At 40.2% G+C, this 6,899-nt stretch carries 6 protein-coding genes; all 6 read right to left on the bottom strand.

Annotated features, from left to right (window positions below; translation table 11 throughout):
- Positions 1 to 150 precede the first annotated feature (150 nt).
- A complete protein-coding gene (locus PT964_RS23255; RefSeq protein ID WP_274365754.1) occupies positions 151 to 1,638 on the bottom strand; it encodes a LamG-like jellyroll fold domain-containing protein in 1,488 nt (495 codons plus the stop codon).
- 148 nt (positions 1,639 to 1,786) lie between these two features.
- On the bottom strand, positions 1,787 to 3,181 hold the full coding sequence (locus PT964_RS23250) for a VOC family protein (protein ID WP_274365753.1): 1,395 nt from the start codon (positions 3,179 to 3,181) through the stop codon (positions 1,787 to 1,789).
- A 206-nt stretch (positions 3,182 to 3,387) separates the two neighbouring features.
- Positions 3,388 to 4,023: a zinc dependent phospholipase C family protein gene (locus PT964_RS23245; RefSeq protein WP_274365757.1), complete on the bottom strand. Its 636-nt coding sequence runs from the start codon at positions 4,021 to 4,023 to the stop codon at positions 3,388 to 3,390.
- Between the two features lie 201 nt (positions 4,024 to 4,224).
- A complete protein-coding gene (locus PT964_RS23240; protein WP_274365752.1) occupies positions 4,225 to 4,824 on the bottom strand; it encodes a DJ-1/PfpI family protein in 600 nt (199 codons plus the stop codon).
- Between the two features lie 120 nt (positions 4,825 to 4,944).
- Positions 4,945 to 5,688: a GNAT family N-acetyltransferase gene (locus PT964_RS23235; protein ID WP_274365751.1), complete on the bottom strand. Its 744-nt coding sequence runs from the start codon at positions 5,686 to 5,688 to the stop codon at positions 4,945 to 4,947.
- Positions 5,689 to 5,751: 63 nt separating this feature from the next.
- Entirely contained in the window at positions 5,752 to 6,744 is a 993-nt protein-coding gene (locus PT964_RS23230) for a sigma-70 family RNA polymerase sigma factor (RefSeq protein ID WP_274365750.1), read from the bottom strand.
- Positions 6,745 to 6,899: the final 155 nt, after the last annotated feature.

Genomic DNA, 6,899 nt, shown 5'->3' with positions numbered 1-6,899 from the left:
CAGGAAATTCCTGTTAGTTATTCATGCCGTCGTAGAAAAAAAAGCCCTTAGGCTGGGCTTTTTAATTAATTTTATGTTGGTACTTTTATATCGTTATGCGTTTATTGGAGTACGTTTGTGTCGATTGAGTACAAGAACTTGACCCGTTAATCACAAATTAGTATTTGCTTGTTGAACTCGAAAATCAACCAAAACCGCCGCATGATCAGATGGGAAACGTACAGAATGTGTATCGATCTTTCTTGCAAACTGTGGTTGAAGTTTTGTGCCATGAAGATAGATATAATCAATACGATCATTGATGTAATCATTCAGCTCCCAGACCGGCCAAGTAATTGCTGGATCAGCAACCGGATCAGGGTGAATCTCCCGATACGTATCTCTAAATCCCGCTTCAGTTAAGGCAAGCGACTGTGGAAACGGAAATACATACCCATTATGTCGCGATCGAGTCGCTTCAATCCAATCTAAGTGAGAACCACTGTTGAAATCTCCACACAATAGAAGTGGCTCTTGCTCCGATTTTACAGTTAGTGGCTCTATTTCTTTGATAATTTCTATCAGTTCATTTAACCGTTCCTGCTCTCCTTCGAGCAGTTGTACTTGATTAAGATCTGCATTGCGATACAGCTCTCTTAAATAATCGCTAAGGTAATGTAACCAGATAGAAAATACATTCACATATAGTTCCTTATTGATCTGTATCCGCGCTCCACCACAGTGGAAAGCTTGATAGTATGGATACGTTTCCATTATCGGGTAGCGACTCAAAATGGATAAATTCGAGCTTCTTAAGTAGAAATAATATCCAAGAGCATCCGCAATAATTGGTCCAGAGCCATATGTCTCCTGCATCATAATCAAATCTGCACCACTATCTTTTATAACATCAATAACCCGCTGGACACCGATCTCGGCCCCCATCTCACGCCCGCCATTCCATATGTTGAAAGTCATCACCTTGAGATTTTGGATCTGCCTTTCTGGTAATGGCTCAAGGTGCCGATGCTGAGAAAAAAGCTTACCAATTTCCCTAGCCGTAAGTGTTCGATCATATATCCATATTTCATCGATCAACCCTGGGAAGGATTCACAGTCGCTATCATTTTTCGGTTCTCCCCCGATCCAGAGAGTTTGAGCTTGATTCCAACTTTGGTTTAAGGAAACACTATAGATTCCTACATTTAATCCATCATAATAAAGACGGAATTCCGGTTGTTCAGCAGAGTAGCTAAAGGAAAGCAGATGCCATTGATCATCACGAATGGATTGTCGAATAGCTGTAGGTTCATATGAATAAGACTCCTCAGTTACCTGCCAATACCATGCACCGCTAGCTTGAACCCCGATCCTCCAACCTACCTCACGATCATCCACATCATGTGTTGCTGCAATGAGATCAAATGAACGATTTCCAAAACCGCTCAAAAGATCACCCTTGACCCATACACTTACAGTAAAATCACCTGAATGATCTTTTAAAGGGTTCGCCTGAGATGTGGCTTTTCGTAATATAGCACTAGCACTCAGATCGAGAGCTTGGCCATTTTTCCCTTCTACCTTCCTTGCTTTTGCATGAGAATAAGCTATACGCCAACGAGGCGCTACCTTTACAAATCCTTCATTTGGATCCGTCATTCTAACCCTCCTGTCATTTGAAAGAGATCATAGGAAATTAAAGAACCCGCCTTCGCGTAAGCTGAAGGCGGGTTCTTTACATTAACTAATTGCCTCAAGGCGAAATTGCATTTTATTCAGCTTTTAAGCTATGCTGCCCGTGGAAGTCTTATTCTATAATATCTATTGCATGTTCCGGATGTTCTTGATTAAACCGTTCCACTGTTATTTTTAGTTCCCTAACCGCATCTGAATCAATCTTTTTCAAATACCAAGGTATGGATGCTTCATCATTAATAATTTGGATTTGTCGGAAAATTTCATGGCGGCCTTCTAATGCTTTTGAAAAAAACGTATCGATATCAAAACTAAAAAAAGGAATCTGCACAACAATTCGGTCTTTCCAATTCGGGCTATCGGACCTCCCATATATTTTTAAGATTCCCTTAGCACGTTCGGTAGGGACAATAAATACTTCTCTATGATCAGCGGGCTCCATAGCGTCAGTGTCGGTCGGCTCCCAATCACGCTTTATGATTTCGAATGAATTCCGAGGGTGTTCCATACTATACTGATGCAGGGTTTCTAAAAGAGATTCCATTCCCTCAGGATCAAGTGTTTGTAATACATTATAGCCCGGAATCACGATACGGCGATGGTTAAAATCGTTCTTTGACACTCTCGCCAAAAACGAATCAATATCTCCTCCTTCCGGCTCGTTATCCTCAAAGCCGGCATTAGCAAAATGATAATGTTGTTTCCAATCGGAACAGTCAACCTCAACATTGAAATTCTTAAGTATCATCGTCTGCGGTTCCCATATTTCCAGCATATTGCCATCGGGGTCATATAGATCGAAATTTCGCCCGCAACCGCCTCTGTCAAGTATATACTTAACCTTCTGTCCTTGCTCCAGCAATCGTTTGTGCATCACATCAAGCCCATCTACAGCGACATTGATGATAGACCAATGTCTATGATAAGGCTGATTCAGTCCAATATCCAATGCTTTGTAGAAACGAATTTCTTGTCCTTTGCTTGTTGTCGGCCACCCTGAATCGTTTAACTCTAAACCAATAACCTCTAAATACCATTTGCGCGTTTCTTCCGGGTTCGCAACCGGGAAAAATAGAGTGGTTGCTCCGATTAAAGCCGGAACATCGTCCCGCAATGATTGGGTCTCAGTATCTGGGTGCTGCCATACTTGAAACTTATTTCCTTGAGGGTCGGTAAATACAAAAGTAAAGCCCGTACGATCCTTTTGCATCGGCTCCAATACAACGCCGGCCTTCGACAGACGTTCGTACAACGCTTCTATACAATCTGTTTCAAATCGAACAGCAAACATTTCATAAGTTTCACCCGGAATGTATTCATCCGTAATGAAATTACAGTTGGCTACAAATTCTTTCTTAGGTCCCCAGAAAAGAAAATGCTTGCGTGTACTAGGGGAATTGAATAGTTCTTTATACCAGTCTATTAATGCCGGCGGGTCGTCCGCCGGCAGATACAGACATGTGAATTGATGGAATGCTGATGCAGTGGTTATCAACGTTTTACTCATACAAATCATCCTCCTCGTCACTTTAAAACTCCATTGATTATTTTTCCTAATTCGCATTCAAAAACATGGGATCCATCCTATATAAACATTACATTCTCCTCAAGCACGCCCCCCCTTTTATCTGGAAGTTAATATGTGGTTCTAGATAGTTAGATGCCATTTGAAGTTGAAACCTGACTTCGTTCTAAAAATAAATTTAATGTCGCTTATCGGTACATTGTAGGTAAGAGGTGTAGGATGGCAGCCTGTTTTAATAACAATAATCCCATTTCGACTGATGTTTCTATGTAACCTACAATTTGATCAAACATAAAAACATTAAGTTTTTGATTTAAAACATCCTTTTCATACTCCATATCTTCCAGTACGTATGGAATTAGTCCTTCGACATCTTTGGACTTAACTTCTTGTAAATCAATGATGGTTGGAATGTAATATAACGTCTTTCTCAATTCGTCTCTTAACCCATAGTGTTCCAATAATTTACCGTTTAATAATTTGAAATCATTATGGTATAAACCATATAATTCTTTATCGGCATCCATTCTGTTTCTCAGCCAAGATAGGTAAAAACCTTTCAGCCATATTTCATCAGCAATTAAATGTATATAGTATCCCAACATATAAAGACTATCTGCTTGCGAACTGTATTTATTCAAGAATCCTTTATAGTCTACACTTCTTGAGTAATCTTGATGTTCACCTATAAAAAAATGTGATTCGTTTTTAGTCGTAACAGCATCTGGAGCAATGCTTCCAAGTAAAAACGGCGTTCTATCTTCAATCGACAGACGCTCAGCAATCTTATTTGCAATAATTACATGCATTATTCTTGATCCCACACGATCGTCCTCCCATTTTTCAATGAACAAAACCATATTACCACTATTTTCCTGACAGTGACACTGAGGGCTCAGCGGAACGCAATAAAAGCGATGGATCGGTTCCATCGCTGAGCTCTCGTTCTCCTTAATTAATGACGATCCCATGGTCATTATCATGTGTTGCTCTCTGCATGTTGGATCTATCGTTATCCCGTTAGTTTAATTTCTTTTCCAATCATACTCCATCATATTTGCAGTGTTTATAGCTCTTTCTTCGCCTATTAATTTTCCCACAACATACAAGGAAGCATCAATGCCTGCCGAAACACCAGCAGAGAATACAATTTTTCCGTTATCAACGTATCGCGCTTCTTCTAGTAATTCGGAAGTTGCCGGTATAACTGCTTTTACTTCGTTTATCGCCAAACGATTGGTCGTAAGCTTCAATCCTTCCAACAAATTGGCTTTTGCTAAAATTAATGTTCCAGAGCATACAGATAGAAGAACCTCAACATCATTCGATACTTCTCTTATCCAATTTGTAATATTATCGTTAAACATTTCTTTTCTTGTCCCCCAACCTCCAGGAACAACCAGAATGTCAGGCTTGGGACAAGTAGCGATGGAATAAGATGGGTTAATGCTTAGACCTCCCAAAGCTTTTACAGGACTATCGTGTTCCGCAACAGTGTATACTTTGAAGTCTTTACCCCGATTACTTGCAGTAATAAATACTTCAAAGGGTCCTACAAAATCTAATGGCTCAACATTTTCAAAAATCAAGATTGCTACATTTCTTGCTTGCCGTTCCTGTTCCATGTCATCAACTCCTGAAAATTAAAACATAAGCAAGCATTTGTTGCGTTACTTCAATGAAATAGCAGCCGATCGTGTTGCCGGCCGCCTGCCTCTTAATTGCGCTAGTGCTTCTTGAAACCATTACTGTTCAAGTCCTTCAAAATTGCATCTCCAATCAGACACCCATGCGGGAAAATACCCTAATCGTTGAGCTACTCTCTGCGAAGCAATATTACTGGCAATTACGTCATAACTCGGTACCTCTCCACGTTCCAATATTTCAAAAGTTAACCTGTTTACAAGATAACTAGCCAATGCCAAATTACGGTATTTGGGTAATAGTTCTATGCCAATTTGCCACAGTTTATCACAGGTTTTGCTTGCCCCTGCCACACCAACAATTTCCCCGTCTTGCTTTGCAAGCATAGCTAGATCCGTCTGCCAGGGAAGATTCGTATCATAAATAATGGCTTCATTGAATCTTGTAACATCAAATAAACTGACCACTTCTTCTCGCTTAATCAGTTCGAATGAAAAGGAATTTGGGGGTGTCATTGGCTTTATTCTTTTTATATCAGGCAAAAAATGCAAGTAAAGACCTCTGATAAACGGCAAGGAGAATACCGTGTCCCTGTCCTTGCCCTGCATGTGTGTTTTGGCAATTAACAACCGTTCGGGTGTAGCCGATACTACAATTGATTTCCCCATAAACACAATTTCGAAATAACGCGACTTTCTCGGAAATGGCCTGCGTCCTGGATTTTCTTTAGCTTCAACAAAAATAATGCTGTCCCTCTCGCCGTTCAGGTCATCGATAGAGCAAATCAGGTCAATTGCAAGTTGTGATTGCACAATGAACAGCATTTCTTCTTGCGTCATAATCATCGTTACCTTTCCTTTCGCACTTTCCCTTATCGTTATTCGCCGCGTCATATCTTAAAATTAAGCTTAAGCGTTTGTTGTATCAAATGCAGGAGCAAAATAATCAACCATTACTCGGTTACCAGCAGGATCTTTCATTTGAAAACTTTTCCCGCATCCGCCTCGATCCAGTATGTCTGTAACTTCTACACCTTTTTGTTTGAGAAATTCGTGGTATTCTTCGATATCAGGTGAACCAATCATCATAACGGCTGTCGAGTCGTCGTTACTCCGATTGAACTGGATTGGGTGTGTGGTGCATCCGATTTCACACAAAATAATTTTTAAATAACCGGGACGTTCGAGCGACCAAATATCGCCTTTATGGGTGATTTTATATCCGAGGAACTTTTCATACCATTCCGCCGACTGTGCCAATTCAATCGCAGGAATGTAAACGACAACCACTCCTTGAAGTCGTTCTAATACTCTACGCTCGAATGCTTCGTCAACTTTATTGTTTATTAATGTTTCTTCGACCAATGATATCAACTCCAGTTTTAATTTTTCCTTTGCCCTTCTGAGGCGGCTTTCGGTGGAGCTTACGGATATATTTAGATACCTGCTAATCTCCCTAGTGTTAAATCCGCTCATAAAGTAAAGAATTGTCACCTGTCGATATTTTTCATCCAGGGAATTTAAAGCATTCCATACTGTTTTCGCTCTCTCTCGTCTTTCAATCATTTCTTCAGTAGACACCGGATCGGCAACTTGATCAATAACCTCTAGGTTTGTTATTCGCGTGTTGGTCTTCCTAATCCAATCAATACTTAGCCGTTTGGTAATCGTAAATAACCAGCTGCCGAACTTCCCCCTTTCCTCTAAACAATTCAGATTGTTCCATGCCTTGACAAATGCTTCCTGAGCAATGTCTTGGGCTAAAAGGAAATCGCCGAGAAGACTGAATGCCGTTGAGTAGACTGCGTTAGAGTATTTTCTTACTAAAGCAGAATATGCATTTAGGTCTCCATGACACGCACAATCCACTAGTATTCGTTCGTCAGCATGCAATAATCTCACCTCAGCAGTTCCATACGGTAAATAGACGTAAGGAAAAACAAAAACCGGTCATGAATTTATAAATATTTTCTTTTTTAACCAATGAAAATCCTTTTTGAATTCACAAAAAGGAGCTAAGCAGCTATAGACTCATAAGAAAAAAGGAGTGTCGGAAA

Origin of the sequence: Paenibacillus thermotolerans (genome assembly GCF_028745515.1) — a bacterium.
In the GTDB taxonomy this organism is placed as follows: domain Bacteria; phylum Bacillota; class Bacilli; order Paenibacillales; family YIM-B00363; genus Paenibacillus_AE; species Paenibacillus_AE thermotolerans.
The sequence above is the reverse complement of the archived record's forward strand: the minus strand, read 5'-3'. Positions and strand labels throughout refer to the sequence as shown.

What these genes read in the sequence shown, in the direction of transcription:
- PT964_RS23240 (WP_274365752.1), bottom strand. Translation starts at nt 4,824, where the DNA reads ATGGAACAGGAACGGCAAGCAAGAAATGTAGCAATCTTGATTTTTGAA.
- PT964_RS23255 (WP_274365754.1), bottom strand. Translation starts at nt 1,638, where the DNA reads ATGACGGATCCAAATGAAGGATTTGTAAAGGTAGCGCCTCGTTGGCGT.
- PT964_RS23235 (WP_274365751.1), bottom strand. Translation starts at nt 5,688, where the DNA reads ATGATTATGACGCAAGAAGAAATGCTGTTCATTGTGCAATCACAACTT.
- PT964_RS23250 (WP_274365753.1), bottom strand. Translation starts at nt 3,181, where the DNA reads ATGAGTAAAACGTTGATAACCACTGCATCAGCATTCCATCAATTCACA.